Origin of the sequence: Mesorhizobium sp. B3-1-6 (assembly GCF_006439555.1) — a bacterium.
Classification (GTDB): Bacteria; Pseudomonadota; Alphaproteobacteria; order Rhizobiales; family Rhizobiaceae; genus Mesorhizobium.
Window position 1 is genome coordinate 1 of sequence record NZ_VFTM01000054.1, and the last position, 20,287, is coordinate 20,287.

Genomic DNA, 20,287 nt, shown 5'->3' on the forward strand with positions numbered 1-20,287 from the left:
AAAAGTGGGAACCGGTTTTCGGAGAAAGATCATGCTCCAACAAAGAGTTAGATCGTGACGGCGATTCAACGAAACGCCATCACGATCTAGCGCCGGCCTTGCCCGGCAGCCGGCTGCGCCTAGTTAGCCCCGACTGGCGAGGACATGGTCGCTGTCCGAAAATTGAGGACGATATTTTCCCGATTGCCGGCGGCTCGGCGAAAAATTGCTTCGAGGAGGCGAAAAAGGCAACATTCAATGCATCTAAATTCTATAAACTCGGTAGAGTTTGTGCAGTTCAACGGAGGCGGGAATGACCAATCCTCATTTCAGGAAACTGCTCGGCGCGCTCGTCGCCACATCTGTCCAGTTCGGCACACTCGGTTTCGCGTTTGCAGATACGACCATTCTGAATGTGTCCTACGACCCGACGCGTGAACTTTACAAAGCCTATGACGAGGCGTTTGCCGCGCACTGGAAGGCGGAGACCGGCGAAACCATCACCATCCAGCAGTCGCACGGTGGATCGGGCGCCCAGGCGCGGGCGGTGATCGACGGCCTCGACGCCGACGTGGTGACGCTGGCGCTCGAAGGCGACATCAACGCCATCGTCTCGAAGACGAAGAAGATCAACCCGGACTGGCGCACGAAGTTCGAGAACAACTCGGCACCCTACACCTCGACCATCATCTTCCTGGTGCGCAAGGGCAATCCCAAGGGCATCCACGACTGGAACGATCTGGTGAAGGATGGCGTCCAGGTGATCACGCCGAACCCGAAGACTTCCGGAGGCGCGCGCTGGAACTATCTTGCCGCCTGGGCCTATGCAAACGCCAATGACGGCAGCGACGAAGCCAAGACCAAGGAGTTCGTCGGCAAGCTTTATGCGAACGTCCCGGTCCTCGATACCGGCGCGCGTGGCTCGACGGTGACCTTCGCGCAGAAGGGCCTGGGCGACGTGCTGATCGCGTGGGAGAATGAAGCCTATCTCGCGCTCGACGAATTCGGCGCCGACAATTTCGATATCGTCTATCCGCCGACCTCGATCCTGGCCGAGCCGCCGGTCGCGGTCGTCGACGCCAATGTCGATGCCAAGGGCACGCGCAAGGTCGCGGAAGCCTATCTGAGCTGGCTCTATTCCAAGGAAGCCCAGACCATCATCGCCAAGAACCACTATCGCCCGGCCAAGCCCGACCTGGTGCCGGCCGAGGACCTTGCCAAGTTGCCGGCAGTCAAGCTGGTCACCATCGACGACCCGCAATTCGGCGGCTGGAAGAAAGCGCAGCCTTACCATTTCGGCGACGGTGGTATATTCGACCAGATCTACAAGCCGGCGCAGTGAGCCGGACGGCCGGTGAGCCTCACAGGCATGCCGGCCGAATGCGACTGAGTAAAGCCATTCTGGTTTGAACAGAAGGGACGATCCAGAACAGCATGACCACAGCACCCGCCAAGGCGGGGTGGCGATTCAGACAGCCGAGTGTCATTCCGGGCTTTGGATTGACGCTCGGCTTCTCGCTTGCCTACCTCACGCTCATCATCCTCATCCCGCTTTCGGGGCTGGTCTGGCGTTCGGCAGCGCTCGGCTGGGCCGATTTCTGGGCGATCGCCGTTGACCGACGCACCCTCAACGCGCTGAAGATAAGCTTCGGCACCGCCTTCCTGGCGGCTGCCGTCAACGTCGTGTTCGGCACCGTCGTCGCCTGGGTGCTGGTCCGCTACCGCTTCCCCGGCCGCCGCATCGCGGACGCGATGGTCGACCTGCCCTTCGCCCTGCCCACGGCCGTCGCCGGCATCGCGCTCACCACGCTCTATGCGCCGAATGGCTGGATCGGCCATCTCCTGGCGCCGCTCGGCATCAAGGTCGCCTACACGCCGCTCGGCATCGTCATCGCGCTGGTGTTCATCGGCTTGCCCTTCGTCGTGCGCACCGTCCAGCCGATCATGGAAGAGATCGACAAGGAGGTCGAGGAAGCCGCCGCCACGCTCGGCGCCAGCCGTTTCCAGATCATCACCCGCGTGCTTTTCCCAGGCCTGGCGCCAGCGATCGTCACCGGCTTCTCGCTCGCCTTCGCGCGCGGCGTCGGCGAATACGGCTCGGTCATCTTCATCGCCGGCAACCTGCCCTTCAAGTCCGAGATCGCGCCGCTTCTGATCGTGATCAGGCTCGAGGAATACAATTACGAGGCGGCGACCGCGATCGCCGCGATCATGCTGGCGCTGTCCTTCCTGATGCTTTTGGTCGTCAATCTCGTCCAGACATGGAGCCGCAAGCGCTATGGCTGATCCCGAGATCAAATCCTACGAGCCGCATCACGAGAGCCAGTCGGCAGCGGTGACCGAAAGCCGGCCAGTCAAGGCCGTGCTGATGGCAATCGCCCTCGCCTTCCTCGCCGTCTTCCTGCTTTTGCCGCTGATCGTCGTCTTCCATGAGGCGCTCGCCAAAGGCGTCGGCGCCTACACGGAAGCCCTTTCCGGCCCCGACACGCGCTCCGCCATCCGCCTGACATTGCTTGTGGCGGCGATCTCCGTGCCGCTCAACGTCGTCTTCGGCATCTCGGCCGCCTGGGCGATCGCCAAGTTCGAATTCAAGGGCAAGGCGTTCCTGACCACGCTGATCGACCTGCCCTTCTCGGTCTCGCCGGTCATCTCCGGCCTGGTCTATGTGCTTCTCTTCGGCGCGCAAGGGCTGCTCGGCGCCTGGTTGAAGGCGCATGGCATCGTCATCCTCTTCGCCGTGCCCGGTATCGTGCTGGCCACCATCTTCGTCACCTTCCCCTTCGTCGCGCGCGAATTGATCCCGCTGATGCAGGAACAGGGCAATGGCGACGAAGAGGCAGCACTGTCGCTGGGCGCTAGCGGCTGGCAGGCCTTCTGGTATGTGACATTGCCGAACGTCAAATGGGGACTGCTCTATGGCGTGCTTTTGTGCAATGCGCGCGCCATGGGCGAGTTCGGCGCGGTCTCGGTGGTGTCGGGCCACATACGCGGCCTCACCAACACCATGCCGCTGCATGTCGAGATCCTCTACAACGAATACAACGCCGTCGGCGCCTTTGCCGTCGCTTCGCTGCTCGCCGGCCTGGCGCTGGTGACGCTGGTCTTGAAAACGCTTCTCGAGATGCGCTACGGCGCCGAGCTCGCCGCGACGCGCGGGCACTGAACACTACCTGTCGCCCAAGAGTGCCTGGCGCTTTTGGGAGCAACGACAGCATCAAGGAACTGAGGGATTTGTATGGAAGTTCGCGTCGTCAACGTGCGCAAGGAGTTCGAGCGGTTTCCGGCGCTCCACGACGTGTCGCTCGACATCAGATCCGGCGAACTCATCGCGCTGCTCGGGCCGTCGGGCTCCGGCAAGACGACGCTGCTTCGCCTGATCGCCGGCCTGGAGCGGCCGACCAAGGGCGCGATCTTCTTCGGCGACGAGGACGCCTCGCAGAAGTCGATCCAGGAGCGCAATGTCGGCTTCGTCTTCCAGCATTACGCGCTGTTCCGTCACATGACGGTTGCCGACAATATCGGCTTCGGCCTGAAGGTCCGGCACGGCGCCGCAAGGCCGTCGGGGCAGGAAATCCGCCGCCGGGCGCTGGAACTGCTCGACCTCGTCCAACTGACGGGCCTGGAAAAGCGCTACCCGGCGCAGCTTTCCGGCGGTCAGCGCCAGCGCGTGGCTTTGGCCCGCGCCATGGCGATCGAGCCCAAGGTGCTTTTGCTCGACGAACCGTTCGGCGCGCTCGACGCGCAGGTTCGCCGTGAGCTGCGCCGCTGGCTGCGCGAGATCCATGACCGCACCGGCCACACGACCGTCTTCGTCACGCATGACCAGGAAGAGGCGCTGGAGCTCGCCGACCGCGTCGTGGTCATGAGCCAGGGCCGCATCGAGCAGGTCGGCACCGCCGACGATATCTATGACACGCCGAACTCGCCCTTCGTCTATTCCTTCATCGGCGAGTCGAGCTCGCTGCCGGTCAAGGTCGAGAACGGCGAGATCTGGATCGCGGACCGGCCGATCGGGCTGCAGGCGCCGCATGCGCCGTCCGGCGAGGCGGTTCTCCACTTCCGCCCGCATGACGTCGAGCTGCTTGACGGCTGCAGCGGCTGCATCGCCGGCACGGTTGCCGCCAGCCGCCGCGTTGCCGGCACCAGGCGCGTCGAGCTCGAAATCGGCGGCGAGGGCCAGCGCGTCGAGATCGAACTGCCGGTCGACCATCCCGCGGCACAGAAGAGCCGGGTGGCTTTCAGGCCGCGACGCTGGAAGCTTTTTCCCACGTCCTGAGCTGTCTTTCAGCCTGACAGCTCCTCCGGCGCCCAGCCTGGTGCAACCTGTGAATCCACTTGGAAGAAAATCCTAGCAAAAGGCTGTTTTGGCGAGATATTTTCCAGGCCGTCGCCCACCTCTCGGAGCGCGTGCCTCGTCGCACCAGGCTTTCGCGACTATGGTTTCGCCATAGCTTGATCCATTCCAAGGAGCCCTGTTTTCATGAAGCGTCTGTTGCTCGGCATTGCAGCTTTTGCCGGTCTCGTCCTCGCGTCCTCCCAAGCCTGGTCGGCCGACAAGCTTTTGAATGCATCCTATGACGTCGGCCGCGAGCTGTTCGTCGACGTCAACAAGGCCTTCATCGCCAAGCACCCCGGCATCACCGTCGATCAGTCGCATGCCGGCACCTCGGCGCAGGCGCGCGCGATCGCCGAAGGTCTCGGCGCCGATGTCGTCACCTTCAACCAGGTCACCGACGTCGATTTCCTGGTCAAGAAAGGGCTGGTCTCAGCCGATTGGCAGAAGGATTTCCCGGACAACGCCTCGCCCTTCTATTCGCTGCCGTCCTTCCTGGTGCGCGCCGGCAATCCCAAGCACATCAAGGACTGGAACGATCTGGTGCGCGACGACGTGCAGGTGATCTTTCCGAACCCGAAGACGTCGGGCAATGCGCGCTACACCTATCTCGCCGCCGCCGCCTACGCCAAGGAAGCCTTCAAGGGCGACGACGCCAAGGTGAAGGAGTTCATCACCAAGCTCTTCAACAACGTGCCGATCTTCGACACCGGCGGCCGCGCCGCCACAACCACTTTCGTCCAGCGCGAGATCGGCGACGTGCTGATCACCTTCGAATCGGAGACGCGCGGCATCCGCAAGGAGTATGGCGACGACAAGTTCGAGCAGGTCACGCCTTCGGTCAGCCTGCTGGCCGAGTTCCCGGTAGCGATCGTCGACAAGGTGGCCGACGAGCATGGCAGCCGCGATCTCGCCAAGTCCTATCTCGACTTTCTCTACACGCCGGAAGGCCAGGACATCGCCGCCGGGAACGGCCTGCGGGTTCGCGACGCCTCGGTGGCCGCCAAGCACAAGGCCGACTTCCCGGAGGTCCGGCTACTGACTGTTGAGGAGGTCTTTGGCGGCTGGGACAAGGTGCAGAAGGAGCATTTCGCCGCCGGCGGACTGCTTGATCAGGCCTACGGCAGCCGCTGAGCCGCCACACAATCAGGAAGCGCAGGAAAGCCGGCTTTAGCCGGCTTCCTCATTTAAGCCGGCCAGCATTTCGCAGGGGAAATCCGGCGTCCAACGTGAAAAACGTTACGAAGAATCAACGCGTTTGCGCCTAAGCTGCCGGGCAAATTATTGGACCAGGCGGTCAACTGTCATGATTTGCACACAAACAACCGCCAGATGCAGGCGCATTGGGGTTTGATGAATTGAATCGGGCATGCTGACCAAAAAAGGCAAATACGGCCTCAAGGCCCTCGTGCATCTTTCCGGTCTACCGGCTGGCCAGCTTGCATTCGTCAACGACATCGCCGTCGCCAACAACATCCCGAAGAAATTCCTGGATGCGATCCTGGGCGAATTACGCAATGCCGGTTTCGTTCAGAGCCGCAAGGGCAAGGAAGGCGGCTACCGCCTCGCCCGGCCCGCTTCCGAGATCAAGATCGGCCATGTCGTGCGCGTGCTCGACGGGCCGCTGGCGCCGATCCCTTGCGCCAGCCGCACGCAATACCAGCGCTGCGAGGATTGCGACGAGGCCACCTGCCAGGTCCGACACATGATGCTGGAAGTGCGCCAGGCGATCGCCGAGGTGCTCGACAACCGCAGCCTCGCCGCCATGCGCGACGCCGACAACGACGATTTTCCGGCGGAGCTCACCTCCCAGATTTGAAGCAATTCGAGGAAGCGGTAGCGGCCAGGTTCCGCCCTTCGCCGCAGCCTTCCGTCCGCAATTGCGCCCAACGACAAAGTCGCCGGCCCGACTTGTCGCCCTCGGTTGCCAGTCTACCGCGGACGCAGTAAAGCGGCTGGAGGATGAAACAGGGCTCTGACGCATGAGGCTGCCTTGGCTTGGCAATTCCCGCAGGGCCAGCCGGCAACCATCGTCGAACGACATCTATCACACCGAGATCATTGCCGACGTGCCGGTGCCGGAGCGCAACGAGTCCGTTCGCTTCTTCAGCCGCAAGGTTGTCCGCCCCGGAAAACTGCGCCGTTTCTCCAATCGGGACCTGCGCGAGAGCCTGCTGTCCTGTTTCTATCTCGGCGTCGCGGCGATGCTGCCGGTCTCCTGGTGGGGGCCTATCTGCGGCTGGGGGTCCAGGCTCAGGCGCAGGCGCCACTTCCGCAAGGAGTTCGCCCGTTACGACGTCGCGGTGAAGGCCGTGCTCGGCAATGCCGTCGACACGCAAGAAATGTTCGAGGCGCAACTCGCCGCCATTCACCGCCGGCGGCTGACGCTTGCGGCGCATCTCGTCTCAGGCTGGCGCTGGTCGCCGGCGATCCGGCTCGAAGGCCTCGAAGCCCTGCAACAAGCCCTGCGCAACGGGCGCGGCGTCATCATATGGTGCGATCAGTTCACGGCGCAGACGATCATGGGCAAGCGCGCCCTGCATGAGGCCGGCGTCGATGCTCATCAGGTAAGCGCGCAGCACCACGGCTTCTCCCCGAGCAAATTCGGCTTGCGCGTGATCAACCCGCCATTGGTCAAGGTCGAGAACCGCTTCCTGAAAAGCCGGATCGTCTTTGAGCGCACCGACGCCTACCAGGTCACCACGCGCATCCAGAAGACCCTGAAGGCAAACGGCGTGGTGCTGATGACCAACACCGTCTATGCCGGCTCCACCTTCACCGAGGCCGCCATGGGCGAACGCGGCTGGACCCATCTCGCCTCGGCGCCGGCAAACTTCGCCGCGCGCGCGGGCGCGGCGCTGTTTCATATGGCGACGATCGAAACGGTTCCCTTTCGCCAGTATCGCGCGATCGTCAGCGAACTGAGCGCGGGGCCACAGCCGCCGGCGTCGCCGGCAAGGGACACCGCGACGAAGAACCTCGTCGTTCAGGCGAGATACATCCTGTCGAAGCGCGACCATATGCTGGAAACGCTCGAACTCTGTCCGGAGCAGATGATGGCCTGGTCGAGCGCCGTACGGCTGACCGAGCGGCCAACGGAAGCCGCGATCGGCAATGACGGCGCCTGAAGCGCCCGAACCGTTCTAACCAACGATCCCTTCCAGTATCCCGGCAACACTTCGCGTTCCGTCGACCGTCACGGCCCGTTCGTCCGCGGCAGGTTCTTCCAGTATGGCGAACTGGCTGTCGACCAGGCTTGCCGGCATGAAATGGCCCTTGCGATTGGCGACCCGGCGCCAGGCGGTCTCGCGGTCGATCTTCAGGTAGAGGAAGACTGTGTCGGGACAGTAGCGGCTCAGCCGGTCACGGTAGGCGCGTTTCAGCGCCGAGCACGCCGCCACCGCTTTCCGTCCGCCGGCAACGGAGATCGCGATGTGCTCGCCTATGGCGTCGAGCCAGCCCTCGCGCAGCGCGTCCGTCAGCGGCTTGCCGCGCGCCATGCGCGCCACGTTCTCCGGCGGATGCAGCCGATCTCCTTCGATGAAGTCGGCGTCGAGAGCCTTGGCGAGCGCCTCGCCGACGGCCGTCTTGCCGCAGCCGGCAACACCCATCACGACGATGGCCGGCGCCGTCCGAAGATCGTTCACGCCAAGCTCCGGGATCTGCGGTCTTGCGCTCGCCTCATCCACGGTCAGCGGCTTGCGGGCGCGCGCCCGTAGAGCAGGAGCATGGCGACGATGACGACACCATAGATGATCTGCCGTCCCGCTTCCGGCATCTGCATGACCGAGAGGATGGATTGCAGGAGCGTGATCAGGATCACGCCGGCCACCGTGCCGAGATAGGAGCCGCGCCCGCCCAGGATCGAGGTGCCGCCCAGCACGACGGCGGCGATCGACGGCAGCAGATAGGCATCGCCCATGGATTGGGCCGCCTTCGACGCGTAGCCCGCCAGAAGCACGCCGCCAAAGGCGGACAGCCCGCCGGAGACGGCGAAGGCGATCATCACGATGCGGCGCGTGTCGATACCGGAAAGGTAGGCGGCGCGCTCGCGGTTGCCGATGCCGTAGACGGCACGGCCGAAGCTGGTGCGGGCGAGCACGAAGACCATCGCGGCGCCGATCAGCGCCCAGATGATGACGGCGTTGGGAACCCCCGGAATGGTGAAACCGGTCGCCAGATAGCGCATCGCCGCCGTCGCCGAATCCTGTGGCGAGAAGCCACCCGTGTAGACTACCATCAGCCCCTGCGCGACCGCGTTGGTGGCCAAGGTAATGATCATCGAGGGGATGCGCAGATAGGCGACACCGATGCCGTTGACGATACCGATCGCCACGCCGCACAGGACCCCGAAGGGGATGGCGAGAGCAACGCCGACCGGCCCGTAGGCCGCGGCAGCGCAGGCCATCATGGCGCCGGCGGCCACGGCCCATGGCACCGAAAGGTCGATCTGGCCGAGCAGGATGACCAGCATCATGCCGGTGGCGATGACGCCGAGGAACGAGGCGACTTTAAGCTGCTGCAGCAGATATTCCGGCGAAAGGAAGCTGCGCGAATAGAGGCTGCCCAGCAGAAGCAGGATGACGATGCAGGCAAAGGCCGTCAGCACCGCCGGGTCGGCGCGGCGGATGAATTTGGGCATGCGGCCGGCAAGGCCGCCAAGCGTCGTTTCGCTCACAGGAACCACTCCAGCCGGTTGCGCACCCGAAACAGCGCGAAGGCGCCGAGGCTGACCGCGATCAACAGGATAACGCCCTGGAACAGCGGCTGCCAGAGCGGATCGAAATCGAAGACGAACAAGAGGTCGCCGATGGTGCGGAAGGCAAGCGCGCCGAAGATCGCGCCGATAGCGCTGCCCTTGCCACCGAACAGCGACACGCCGCCGAGCACGACCGCCGCGATCGAAAACAGCGTGTAGGAATTGCCGCTCGCATAGGCAGCCTCGCCCGTATAGGTGAAGAAGGTGAGAAACAGGCCGCCGACCGAAGCCAGCAGGCCTGCCAGCGCATAAGCGAGGAACTTGCCGCGCCGGATCGGCACGCCCGACATATAAGCCGCCGTTTCCGATGAGCCTGCGGCGTAAGCCGCGCGGCCGAATTCCGAGCGGCTGAACGGCACCCAGACGACCAGCACGACGATGAGCAGCGCGACCAGCGAGGTCGGGATCACGTCGAAGAGCTTTCCCGTCAGCGCGTCGGCCAGATCCTCATTGACCGATCCACCCGGAAACGGCCGCAGCAGAAGCCCGATGCCATAAAAGACGGCGCCGGTGGCTATGGTGGCGACGATCGGCTGCAGGCGCCCATAGATGACGATGGCGCCGTTGATCGCCCCGCAGACCAGCCCGGCCGCCAGCACCGCGACCACGCCGAGCGTGGTTTCCAGCGGTGTCCCGACCACCAGCGAGGATGCCAGGCAGTTGGTGAGAAGCAGGATCATGCCGACCGACAGATCGATGCCGGCGGTGATCACCACCAGCGTCTGCGCCATGGCCACGAAGGCCAGGAGCACGCCCTTGTTGGCGGCTGTCTGCACGACATTGGCGGTGAACCCTGCCGGGTGGTTCGTGGTGTAGATGATGAACATGACGATGAAGATGCCGAGCGCCAGCAGCGTTCCGCGCTGCTCGGCCATTAAGTAGCGCCAATCCTTCACGCGCCCGCTCCCTGCTGCATATCGGCGCCTTCGCCATGGATGTTGAGCGCGCCGGCGATCAGCGCGTGCTCGGTGATCTCGGTGCCGACGAGCTCGCGCTTGACGCTGCCGTCATAGAGCACGAGCACACGGTCGCAGCAGCCGATCAGTTCGTCATAGTCGGTCGAATAGAACAGGATGGCGGCGCCAGCATCCGCCAGCTTGCGCATCAACTGGTAGATCTCCTGCTTGGTGCCGACATCGATGCCGCGCGTCGGATCGTTGAGCAGGATGATGCGCGGTTGCCGCATCAGCCATTTGGCGATGACCACCTTCTGCTGGTTGCCGCCGGAGAGCGCGCCGACGGGAATATCGAGCCCCGCCGTCTTGATGGCCAGCAGCCCGACCATGTCGTCGATCAGGCGCTGCTCGGCGGCGCGATCGATGATGCCGCCCTTGGCCAGCCGGTCGAGCGCCGCGAAGGAGAGGTTTTCGCGCACCGTCATCGGCAGCATCAGCCCCTCGGTCTTGCGGTCCTCGGGGATCAGCGCCATGCCGACGCGGTCGTCGCTGGCGGCGCGCGGGCTCGATATGGAAGCCGGCTTGCCGTCGATCAGCACGTCGCCGCGCAGGCCGCGCAGCACGCCGAAAAAGGCAAGCAGCAGTTCGCGCTGGCCCTGCCCGTCGAGACCGCCCAGGCCCACGACTTCGCCGGCCCTGACGCTCAGCGAGATATTGTCCAGCCGGTCGGCCCAGGACAGATTGCGGGCTTCGAGCACCGGCGTGGCGGCCGCAGCGGAAACGGGTTTCGGCGGGAAGATATGGCTGTATTCCCGGCCGATCATCAGCTCCACCACCTCATTGTCGCTCTTCGAGCCCGCGGGGTAGCTGGCGACGTTGCGGCCGTTGCGAAACACCGTGCAATGGTCGGCGAGTTCCGCGATCTCGTTCATGCGGTGCGAGATGTAAAGCAGCGCCAGTCCTTCCGAGCGCAGCCGCTTCAACACCTCGAAGACCTTGGCGACATCCGCCGCCGTCAGCGCCGAGGTCGCTTCGTCGAGGATCAGGATGCGCGGCTTGCGAGCCAGCGCCTTGGCGATCTCCACCATCTGCCGGCGCGACAGCGGCAGGTCCTTGACCAGGGCCCGAGGATGGATATCGGAAGCGCCGGCGCGTGCCAGCGCTTCTTCCGCGATGCGCCGCTGCGCCTGGCGGTCGATCATGCCGAAGCGCTTCGGCGGATCGGAAATGACGATGTTGTCGGCGACGCTCAACTCGGGAATGAGCGACAGTTCCTGGAAGATGCAGACGATGCCGGCCTGATTTGCCGCGGCCGGTGAGGCGAAGCTCACTTCGCGTCCATCCAGTGTCATGCGGCCCTCGTCGGGCGCCACGACGCCCGCCATGATCTTGATCAGGGTCGACTTGCCTGCGCCGTTCTCGCCGAGAATGGCGTGGATGCTGCCGGCGGTAACTTCAAGATCGGCCTTTTCCAGGGCCCTCACGCCGCCATAGCGCTTGAATATGCCTTCCATGCGGAAGAGCGGAACCGCACCGTCCATTGAGCCTCCAATTGTATCTGCATGAGGCGGCGCCGCGGCTGACCCGCGGCGCCAAGTCATCGATTTGGAAGCTTACTGGTCCGCCTTGGTCTGGCCCATGATTTCCTGCGCGCTGAAATTGATGCCGCAGGTCGGGAAGGAGTTGCCGACGAAGAAATTGTCGGATTCCTTCGGGAAATAATCGGTGCCTTCCTTCATGTCTGGATCCGAGGCGATCGCCAGCGGCAGCTTTACTTCCTGCGGCACCACCTCGCCTTCCAGCGCCGCGATCGCTGTCTTGATGGCCACGGCGACCTGGGCCGGGCCGGAGCCCGCCGACGTGCACTTCAGCCCGTCTGCCGAATGCTGCGCGCAGAATTTGCGGAAGCCGTTCTCGGTCTCGCCGCCGAACGGCACGAAGGGATGCTTGGCGTCCATCATCGCCTGCACGATGCCGGTGTCGCCGCCCTGGCCGGTGATGCCGTCGAACGGACCGTTGGTGGCGATGGCATCGGCGGTCACCTTCTGCGCCACGCCGTCATCCCACTTGCCGGCGACCTCGGTGACGTCCCACTTCTTGCCGGAAGCGTCCAGCACTTCATGGATGCCGTTGTGGCGGTCGGTATCGACGGAAGTGCCGGCAACGCCGCGCACTTCGAGGATCTTGCCGCCGTTCGGCACCTTGTCGACCAGCCACTTGGCCCACAACTCGCCGAGGCCCTTCTGGTCGACATTGACGTTGATGGCGTCCTTGGTGTCGAGAATGTTGTCGAAGGCAACCAGCACGATGCCGGCTTCCTTGGCGCGCTTGATGACCGGGCCGAAGGCGGTCGGGTTCTGCGCGTCGGTGACGATAGCGTCATAGCCGGAATCGATGAAGTTGTTGATCGCCGAGATCTGCGCCGGCACATCCTCACCGGTCGAGACGACCTTGAATTCCTTGATCTTGGCCTTCACGTCCGGCTGCGCCGCATAGGCCTTTGCCGTCTGCACCATCTGGATGCGCCAGGTGTTGGCGATATAGCCGTTGGAGAAGGCGATGCGGAACGGGCCTTCCTTTTTGGGGAATTTGAAGAATTTGGTGTCCGCCGACCATGGCGAGAAGCAGTCCGGCTGCGCTGCGGGGCCGGAGACGACTTCCGGTCCGGCGGCGATCGCTGCCGAGCTGAGCATGACGAATGCAGTGGCGGCAACGACGCCGCCAACGAGTGACTTGATCATCGGTATTCCTCCCAATTGCAGATCTGCTGAACTATGAAGTCCTGACATGCTCGGCGGGCACCCCTCCTGCCAAACCGAAACGCTCGCCGGGCGATGTGGATCGCCCCGCCTTCTCCCCTTCCCTCGCCCTCCGGGACGTCAGAAAACTATCATATTATACATAATAAACAAGCTTGAGCTGTTGCTTATGTATAATAAACAGTCCTGAACCTTGCCGGATGTTGATTTTACAGACAAATGGTAGCGCTACCATGAAAGCCTGTAAAGCGCCGCTTTCGTCATTTTTCCGTGTTCGTCAGAGTGCCTCCAGGAACAGTGCGTAGCTTTGGCTCGGCGTTTCCGCCGCCGCCCTAGAGCATGATCCCGAAAAGTGGGAACCGGTGTTCGGACAAGATCATGCTCCCACAAGGAGTTGGAGCGTGACGGCGATTCGACGAAACGCTATCATGGTCTAACGCGCGGTGCTCTCGCGCCGCATGAGGTCGAAGCCGAGGTCGACGATCCGCTGTTCAGGCCGATTGCCGGCGATCGCCGCAAGCGCCATGGCGACGGCGCGGGTGCCGATTTCATAGCGGTGCGTGCGCACGCTGGTGATCGAAGGAAACGACACCTGCATCATGTCGAGATCGTTGAAGCCGACAATGCCGATCTGCTTCGGCACGTCGATCGATGCGCGATGGCATTCGAACAGAACGCCAAGCGCGATATCGTCATTGTTGCAGAACACGCCGTCCAGCGTCGGTATCTTGGCCAGCGCGTCGCGGAACAACTCGCGCCCCAGCGTCACGCTTGACGGCACCGGCGTCGTGGTGACGAGCCGCAGATCGAAAAGGCCGGCGGCCTCCATGGCGGCGCGATAGCCGGCAAGGCGTCGCTGCGAACGCGGGTCCATTCGCGCGCCGATGAAGCCGATCTTGCGGTATCCGGCCTGCAGGAGGTGTTCGGCGGCGGTCCTGCCGCCGTCGAAATGCGAAAAGCCGACCATCATGTCGACCGGGTCCGGCCCGGTCTCCATCACCTGCACCACCGGGCAGCCGGCATTCTCCAGCAGTCGTCGCGCGCTGGGTGTCTGGTCGATACCGGCCACGATCAGCGCCGCCGGGCGTTGCGATCCGAAAACCTGCAACAGCCGCTCTTCCTCGAGGCCCGAATAATGGGTGTTGCCGATCTGGATGCGGAACGGGCTGTCGGAAAGGCTGTCATAGATGCCGCGCACCACTTCGGCGAAGACGTTGTTGGTCAGCGAAGGCACCAGCACGCCGAACACCTCGGCGCGCGCCGAGGCAAGCGCGCGCGCATTCGGGTCAGGCACGTAGCCGAGTTCGTCGACAGCGGCCTGTATCTGCCGTCGCAGGTCTTCCGATACCCGCCCGGGCTCACGCAACGCCCGCGACACGGTAATCGCGCCGACACCCGCCTTGCGCGCCACATCGGCAATGGTCGGGCGGCCGCCGCCACGGCGGGAACGCGGCTTGGTCAAGGCCCTGTCCCCCCGTCTTCGACGCGCGGCCGCAACATCACGATCGGCGTCCGTGTCATCGCGCCACCAGGTCAGCTCCGCCGATTGAGGTCGCGCATGCGTTAACCGTTGTCAAGCAACCCGGCTTCGGCGCCCGGTCGACCGAGGCGCGTCAGGCAATCGCCTCGGCGCTTCGGTTGGCTTTCCACATCAGCAGCGCGATGGCCCCGAGATTGACGAGGTTCCAGCCAATTCCGTTCAGGAAGGCGGCAGCGTAGGACCCGGTGAGGTCGTAGATCCAGCCCGACATCCAGCCGCCCACCGCCATGCCGAAGATCGTCGCCATCAGCACGATGCCGACGCGCTGGCCGGCTTCCTTTGCCGGCATATAGTCGCGCACGATGATGGCATAGCAGGGCACGATGCCGCCTTGCGACAGGCCGAAGACCAGCGAGACGACATAGAGCGACGCGAGCCCGTCGAACGGGATGTAGAATAACAGCGACAGGCACTGCAGCGCCGAGCCGATCAGCAGCGTCTTCACCGCGCCGATGCGGTCGGCAAGGAAGCCCGAGCCGATGCGACTGATGACGCCGGCCGCCAGCATGATCGACAGCATCTCGGCGCCATGCGCGACGCCGTAGCCAAGATCCATGCAATAGGCGACGATATGCACCTGCGGCATCGACATCGCCATGCAGCAGCCGAAGCCGGCAATCACCAGCAGGATCTGCAACTGCGAGGGCGACAGCGAGATCGGCTGCACCGGCCGGCCGCGCGGCGCGCCGGATGTCCCCTCATGAGGCGCGCGCCGTCGCAGCAGCAGGACCAGCGGCACCATGGTGATGAGGCAGATGACTCCGATCGTCGCATAGGTGAAGCGCCAGCCATGGCCTTGCATCATATAAGGCATGACCGTCGGCCAGATCGCTCCGGCAACGTAGTTGCCGGACGCCGCCACCGTCACGGCTACGCCGCGGCGGCGGTTGAACCAGTGCGAGACGTCGGCGATGAGCGGCCCGAAGATCGTCGAGCACCCCACTCCGATCAGCAGGCCTTGGGCGAGCGTGACGCCCAGGATCGAATTCGCAAGCGACGCCAGCAGAAACCCCGCGCCAAGCGCGAGCGAAGCGGCGAGCGCCGGTATCCAATACCCAAAGCGGTCGATGGCGCGTCCGATAAGCGCGTTGCCGGCGGCGAAGCCCACCATGGTCGCGGTATAGGGCATCGAGGCGGCGGCGCGGTCGACGCCGAATTCGGCCTGCACCGCGGGCAGAACCACGACCACCGCCCAGGTACCGACGCCGCCGATCGTCGCCAGCAGCAGGGAAATGCCAAGCCGCGTCCATGCATAGAAGCTGTCGATGCCGGCGCTGTCTGCCGCGTTTCCTGGAACTGTCGTCACGGCGTCTCCTGTCCGCGATTTCTTCGAGATCGCGTGTTTGGGCGCACTATCGGCGCATTTCCTGGGCCGAGCAGCGCCACGAGGCATAATTCCGTGGCTCCAGAAGCGGAACCCGCCTCACCCGATGGAGTTTTGCCTGAAGAAAGGAGTTCGCCATGACCGCCAGGAAGAAATGGTCGGCCGACGTGACCGAGCACAGCGATGCGATGGATCTCGAGGATCATGTCTTTGAATCCGACGACGCCAAGAAGATCGCCGCGTCGCTGAAACGTTCGGCCGAGCACAGCCACCGCCGCAAGGCTGAGCCGTTCCAATCCGCCATGTCGATGTTGAATTTCTACATCAACCGCGCCGGCAAGAACTTGCCTGACGAGCGCAGGAAGGTGCTGGAAAAAGCGAAGGACGAGCTGCGCGTCGCCTTCGGCCGCGAGAAGCAGGATTAGGTGCTGCAACGGGAGGCCTGTCGAGATTCAGGTCAGGCTGAGTTGAGAATGGTGGCTTCCGAGAACCGGCCTACGCCGACCATAGCCTTCACAGGGCGGAGACACTTATGAGGGTTTCGGCCGGCGAAGGCCGTAAGCCGCCATTCGCAAGCCGGCCTCAGCTGAATATCGACGGACCTTAGCGCGACTGGATCACTTCGTCGGTATTGGCCAGCAGCTTTCGGACCGCGTTGCGCGCCGCATCCGGCCTTCGCAGGCGAATATTCCTCTCGATCGCCTCGTGCAGCTTTTGGGCATGGTGCAAATCGTCCAGTTCGCGCGTCGTGTAGGCGAAGAGGTGGTCGAAGGCGGATTCGATCAGCACCCCCAGCGGCACCAGCAGGTCGTTGCCCGAGGCCCTGAGGATGGCGAGATGGAAGCGCGTGTCGGCCCGCGTCCGCTCTTGCAGGTTGGTCGCCGCGCCCATCTCCTGGCAGGCCTGGCTGATCTCGGCCATCTGCTCGTCGGTGCGCCGCAGCGCCGCGAAGGCGGTGGCTTCCGGCTCGATGATATGGCGGAATTCCTGCACGGTCTTGAGGAAAACCTCACGGTCCGGCGACGTGGCGTACCAGGACAGCACGTCGCGGTCGAGGAGGTTCCAGCGTTCCTTCGGTTCGACCCAGCTGCCGATCTTCGGCCGCGAGGCCAGCAGGCTCTTTGCCATCAGCATCTTGATCGCCTCGCGCACTGCGGAGCGGCTGACGTCAAAGGTCTCCGACCATTTCGCTTCGTTGGGCAGGATGGTGCCCGGCGGATAATCGCCGCGCACGATCCTCAGCCCGATCTCGCCGGCCAAGGAGGTGTGCACGCTGGCGCCCGGAATGCGTGGCGCGTTGGCCCGGCGAACGCCGGCCGGACGCTCCTGGGCTGCCGTTTTCGTCGGTTTTTTTTCGTTGTTCGGCTTCGCGTCCCGCATATGGTCCACAAAATCCCGTTTTCAGAAGCTGTCAAGCACGGCAGGCCCGCTTTGCCCCAACGCGCGAGGATGTGCACAGATCAACCGGCATTTTGCCGCCGCCTCATGCCGTTTTGACGTATTTGCGCCAGCTGTGCTCGGGCCGGAAGCCAAGCACATCGCGCGCCTTGCGGTTCGAAAGCAGCGTCTCATATTCGCCAAGCTCGGCCTTGACCGGCACGCCCGGATAAAAGCGCTTCAAGAGCTCCGCCGTCGGCAGGTCCGATGAGGTGTCGTCATTGGCCGCGTTGAACACCTGGTAGCCCAGGCCGTCCTTCTCGATGGCGCGCAAGGCGATCTGGCCAAGATCGCGCGCGTCGATGTAGCTCCAGGCGATGCGCTTGCGGAAGCCCGGATCGGTGAACCATTTCGGGAACAGCGAATATTCATGCGGCTCGATGACGTTGCCGATGCGCAGCGCATAGATGTCGGCGCCGCTGCGCAGCGCGAAGGCCCGCGCCGTCTTCTCGTTGACGATCTTCGACAGCGCGTAAGAGTCCATCGGGTCGACGTCATAATCCTCGTCGAGCGGGAAATGCGTGGGACTGCGCGGCTCATTGGCGAAAACCAGGCCGTAGGTCGTCTCCGAGGAAGCGATGATGATCTTGCGGATGCCGAGCTTCACCGCCGCTTCGATGACATTGTAGGTGCCCATCGCGTTGATGCGGAACACCTCGTTGTCCGGCGTGATCATGATGCGCGGGATTGCGGCGAAATGCACCACGGCGTCGACCGGCTGGGCTCTCAGCGACGGATCGAACTCGTGCAGGCCCATATAGCTCGACAGCGCGTTGAACACCTGGCCGCTGTCGGTGATGTCGGTGATCAGCGTGCGCACTTTCGGGTTGTCGAGCGGCCTGGTGTCGATGTTGAGCACCTGGCAACCCTGCTCGACCAGATATTGCACGACGTGACGTCCGGCCTTGCCGCTGCCGCCGGTGAACATGATCCGCTTCGTCATTTTGCTCTCCACAAGGCTTGGGAATTATGTGTATTGTCAGACAATATGGTATTCCGCAATCGCCTGCCAACCGCGATCCGCGAAAACCTTTCCGGCAATCGCCCGCCGCGCGGGCCCATCACCACGAAAGACAGGAAGAGACGACATGAGCACCACCGCTGCCCGCGAGAAAATCGGTTTCATCGGCCTAGGCCTGATGGGGCACGGCATCGCCAAGAACATCGTCGACAAGGGCTATCCGCTGACCTTCCTCGGCCGCAAGAACCGCAAGCCCGCGGAAGACCTTTTGGGACGCGGCGCCAAGGAAGTGGCCACATCCAAGGAGGTGGCCGCTGCCTCCGACGTCGTCTTCATCTGCGTCACCGGCTCGCGCGAGGTGGAGGCGATCATCCGCGGCCCTGGCGGACTGAAGGAGGGCCTGAAGCAAGGCTCGGCCGTCGTCGATTGCTCGACCTCCGATCCGGTCTCGACCGTGGCCTTGGCCGCCGAGCTCAAGGCGCTCGGCGTCGACTATGTCGATGCGCCGCTCAGCCGCACGCCGAAGGAGGCCTGGGAAGGCACGCTCGACGCCATGGTCGGCGCGCCGGACGCGGTGTTCGCCAGGCTGAAGCCGGTGATCGAGACCTGGGCCGGCCGCATCGTCCACATCGGCGACACCGGCGACGGCCACCGCATGAAGCTGCTCAACAACTTCATCTCGCTGGGCTACGCCGCGATCTATTCGGAAGCGCTGGCGCTGGCCGAGAAGGTCGGCATCTCGCCGCCGCGCTTCGACAGCGTCATCCGCAACGGCCGCATGGATTGCGGCTTCTACCAGACCTTCATGCGCTGGACGCTGGAGGGCGACCGCGACGCGCACAAGTTCAGCATTGCCAACGCCTTCAAGGACCTGACCTATCTGGAATCGATGGCGGGCGCGGCCGGCATCGCCAACCCGCTCGGCAACGCCACCAAGAATTCCTTTGCGACCGCCTTCGCCACCGGTCCCGTCGAGCAATATGTGCCGATGCTCGCCACCCATATCGGCAAGCTCAATGGCGTCGACCTGATGCCTTCGAAGGATGGCGTGAAGCAGAAGATCTGAGACGAAAGCGCCTTCATCAAGAATGCAACTTTGAAAAAAGTCAGGGGCGCCTCGCGGCGCCCCTTTTACATTGGTTCTGGATCCGACCAGCGCCTACCTTTGGATACAGGTGTCGGCCGTTTCCTTGGTGCATTCGTCGAGGCCGGTGAAGACCGGATCGTCGACCTTCTTGTTGCCGACGAGGTCGAGCATCACCGAGGGCGCCTTGTAGCCCATTTCGAACGGCCGCTGGCCGACCAGCGCGGTCACCAGGCCTTCCTTGGCGATCGCCACCTCGTCGCCGATCGTGTCGGCGGCGCCGATGACGAACTCGTTCTTGGCGATCTTGTCGGCCATCGGCTTGAACAGGTCGCGATAGGGCTGCGGTGCGCCGAACAGCGGCCAGCCGCCCATGATGCCGAAGGCGTCGAGCTTCGGGTTGGCGGCGAGGATGTCGGTCATCGCCTGCACGCCCTTGGCGCCGTCGTCATTGGTGAACACCGGGCAGCCGGCGACTTCGGTCCAGCCGCCTTCGCCGGCAAGTGCCGCGAGGCCTTCCTTGCCCGACAGCGCATCGCGCATGCCTTGCGCGCGGCGCAGGATGTTGTCGGCCGCCGGATTGCCCTCGATGGTGCAGATCGTGCCGCCATTCGGCTTGGCCTTCTTGATGTACTCGCCGATCTTCTTGCCCATCAGGTAGTTGTCGGTGCCGAGATAGGTCTTGCGAAGGGCGGCGTCTTCCTTGGCAAGGTCGGCGTCGACCGTCATGATCGGGATCGACGGATTGGCGCTCTTGATCGTCTGCGCGATCAGCGGCGCGTTCGAGGGCGAGATCGCCATCGCCGCCGTGTCGGGCTTGCTCAGCATGTCCTGCACGATCTGCGCCTCGCCGGCTTCGTCCGAGGTCGATGCCGGGCCGGTGTAGAAGCATTCATATTCCGAGCTGGCGTTTTCCTTGTTCCACTTCTCGCAGCCCTGATGGATGGCTTCGAAGAACGGATTGTCGAGACCTTTCACGACGATGACGAGCTGTTTCTTGGCCAAAGCCGGCCCGGCGCCCAACGCCATGGCGGCGACGGCGGCAAGCAAAAGTGTTTTCCTCATATCAGTCCTCCCTTGAAACAGACGGACACCGCGTGCCCGCCACACTGATCAGCCCGGATGCGTAAGAACCATGACGAGCATCTCATGATGTTCGCGTCCTTCGCCGGGCTGATAAGCATTTGCCGATCCGTTTGCCCGAATGCTGGCGCA

General features: G+C 63.7%; 20 protein-coding genes. 10 read left to right on the forward strand and 10 right to left on the reverse strand.

All coding sequences use genetic code 11. From position 1 onward, the window contains the following. The 8 genes from FJ414_RS31685 to FJ414_RS30080 form a co-directional block, all read left to right on the forward strand. Positions 1-296: hypothetical protein (locus FJ414_RS31685; protein ID WP_210239688.1), on the forward strand; the 296-nt coding region annotated here is incomplete at its 5' end. Beyond that, positions 293-1,321 (forward strand): sulfate ABC transporter substrate-binding protein, encoded by a 1,029-nt coding sequence (locus FJ414_RS30050; RefSeq protein ID WP_140647975.1) that lies wholly within the window; start codon positions 293-295, stop codon positions 1,319-1,321. The genes FJ414_RS31685 and FJ414_RS30050, both read left to right, overlap by 4 nt. 92 nt (positions 1,322-1,413) lie before the next feature. Beyond that, positions 1,414-2,265, forward strand: a complete 852-nt coding sequence (cysT, locus tag FJ414_RS30055; RefSeq protein WP_140647976.1) for a sulfate ABC transporter permease subunit CysT — start codon at positions 1,414-1,416, stop codon at positions 2,263-2,265. Further along, positions 2,258-3,142 carry a sulfate ABC transporter permease subunit CysW gene (cysW, locus tag FJ414_RS30060; protein WP_140647977.1) on the forward strand — a complete coding sequence of 295 codons (885 nt, stop codon included), beginning with the start codon at positions 2,258-2,260 and terminating at the stop codon, positions 3,140-3,142. Before cysT ends, cysW begins: the two co-directional genes overlap by 8 nt. A 72-nt stretch (positions 3,143-3,214) precedes the next feature. Continuing rightward, positions 3,215-4,255 carry a sulfate/molybdate ABC transporter ATP-binding protein gene (locus tag FJ414_RS30065; RefSeq protein WP_140647978.1) on the forward strand — a complete coding sequence of 347 codons (1,041 nt, stop codon included), beginning with the start codon at positions 3,215-3,217 and terminating at the stop codon, positions 4,253-4,255. Positions 4,256-4,459: 204 nt separating this feature from the next. Next, positions 4,460-5,446 (forward strand): sulfate ABC transporter substrate-binding protein, encoded by a 987-nt coding sequence (locus FJ414_RS30070; RefSeq protein ID WP_140647979.1) that lies wholly within the window; start codon positions 4,460-4,462, stop codon positions 5,444-5,446. A gap of 235 nt (positions 5,447-5,681) precedes the next feature. After that, positions 5,682-6,131 carry an Rrf2 family transcriptional regulator gene (locus FJ414_RS30075; RefSeq protein WP_040984137.1) on the forward strand — a complete coding sequence of 150 codons (450 nt, stop codon included), beginning with the start codon at positions 5,682-5,684 and terminating at the stop codon, positions 6,129-6,131. A 163-nt stretch (positions 6,132-6,294) separates the two neighbouring features. After that, on the forward strand, positions 6,295-7,440 hold the full coding sequence (locus FJ414_RS30080) for a hypothetical protein (RefSeq protein ID WP_140647980.1): 1,146 nt from the start codon (positions 6,295-6,297) through the stop codon (positions 7,438-7,440). Positions 7,441-7,455: 15 nt separating this feature from the next. Here FJ414_RS30080 and FJ414_RS30085 read toward each other — a convergent pair whose 3' ends face one another. The 7 genes from FJ414_RS30085 to FJ414_RS30115 all read right to left on the reverse strand — a co-directional run bounded on the left by FJ414_RS30085 (position 7,456) and on the right by FJ414_RS30115 (position 15,572). After that, the gene (locus FJ414_RS30085; protein ID WP_140648001.1) at positions 7,456-7,923 is read right to left on the reverse strand and encodes a gluconokinase; all 468 of its coding nucleotides are present in this window, start codon (positions 7,921-7,923) and stop codon (positions 7,456-7,458) included. 80 nt (positions 7,924-8,003) lie between these two features. Continuing rightward, positions 8,004-8,990 (reverse strand): ABC transporter permease, encoded by a 987-nt coding sequence (locus tag FJ414_RS30090; protein ID WP_140647981.1) that lies wholly within the window; start codon positions 8,988-8,990, stop codon positions 8,004-8,006. After that, a complete protein-coding gene (locus FJ414_RS30095) occupies positions 8,987-9,967 on the reverse strand; it encodes an ABC transporter permease (protein ID WP_140647982.1) in 981 nt (326 codons plus the stop codon). Before FJ414_RS30095 ends, FJ414_RS30090 begins: the two co-directional genes overlap by 4 nt. After that, positions 9,964-11,508 (reverse strand): sugar ABC transporter ATP-binding protein, encoded by a 1,545-nt coding sequence (locus tag FJ414_RS30100; RefSeq protein ID WP_140647983.1) that lies wholly within the window; start codon positions 11,506-11,508, stop codon positions 9,964-9,966. The genes FJ414_RS30095 and FJ414_RS30100 overlap by 4 nt, the downstream gene beginning before the upstream one ends. Positions 11,509-11,580: 72 nt before the next feature. Then, positions 11,581-12,708 (reverse strand): sugar ABC transporter substrate-binding protein, encoded by a 1,128-nt coding sequence (locus tag FJ414_RS30105; protein ID WP_140647984.1) that lies wholly within the window; start codon positions 12,706-12,708, stop codon positions 11,581-11,583. Between the two features lie 451 nt (positions 12,709-13,159). After that, positions 13,160-14,188, reverse strand: a complete 1,029-nt coding sequence (locus FJ414_RS30110) for a LacI family DNA-binding transcriptional regulator (protein ID WP_140647985.1) — start codon at positions 14,186-14,188, stop codon at positions 13,160-13,162. Between the two features lie 151 nt (positions 14,189-14,339). Then, positions 14,340-15,572 carry an MFS transporter gene (locus FJ414_RS30115; RefSeq protein WP_246672533.1) on the reverse strand — a complete coding sequence of 411 codons (1,233 nt, stop codon included), beginning with the start codon at positions 15,570-15,572 and terminating at the stop codon, positions 14,340-14,342. A gap of 155 nt (positions 15,573-15,727) precedes the next feature. On the opposite strand from FJ414_RS30115, the gene FJ414_RS30120 reads away from it, so the two are divergent. Then, positions 15,728-16,015 carry a DUF3175 domain-containing protein gene (locus FJ414_RS30120; RefSeq protein ID WP_140647987.1) on the forward strand — a complete coding sequence of 96 codons (288 nt, stop codon included), beginning with the start codon at positions 15,728-15,730 and terminating at the stop codon, positions 16,013-16,015. Positions 16,016-16,193: 178 nt separating this feature from the next. On the opposite strand, the gene FJ414_RS30125 is transcribed toward FJ414_RS30120, so the two are convergent. Continuing rightward, positions 16,194-16,970 (reverse strand): FadR/GntR family transcriptional regulator, encoded by a 777-nt coding sequence (locus FJ414_RS30125; protein WP_140647988.1) that lies wholly within the window; start codon positions 16,968-16,970, stop codon positions 16,194-16,196. A 103-nt stretch (positions 16,971-17,073) separates the two neighbouring features. Further along, complete coding sequence (locus FJ414_RS30130) at positions 17,074-17,970, reverse strand: NAD(P)-dependent oxidoreductase (protein WP_140647989.1); 897 nt, start codon at positions 17,968-17,970, stop codon at positions 17,074-17,076. A gap of 145 nt (positions 17,971-18,115) precedes the next feature. On the opposite strand from FJ414_RS30130, the gene FJ414_RS30135 reads away from it, so the two are divergent. Continuing rightward, a complete protein-coding gene (locus FJ414_RS30135) occupies positions 18,116-19,054 on the forward strand; it encodes an NAD(P)-dependent oxidoreductase (RefSeq protein ID WP_140647990.1) in 939 nt (312 codons plus the stop codon). Positions 19,055-19,147: 93 nt separating this feature from the next. On the opposite strand, the gene FJ414_RS30140 is transcribed toward FJ414_RS30135, so the two are convergent. Continuing rightward, positions 19,148-20,137: a sugar-binding protein gene (locus tag FJ414_RS30140; RefSeq protein ID WP_140647991.1), complete on the reverse strand. Its 990-nt coding sequence runs from the start codon at positions 20,135-20,137 to the stop codon at positions 19,148-19,150. Positions 20,138-20,287: the final 150 nt, after the last annotated feature.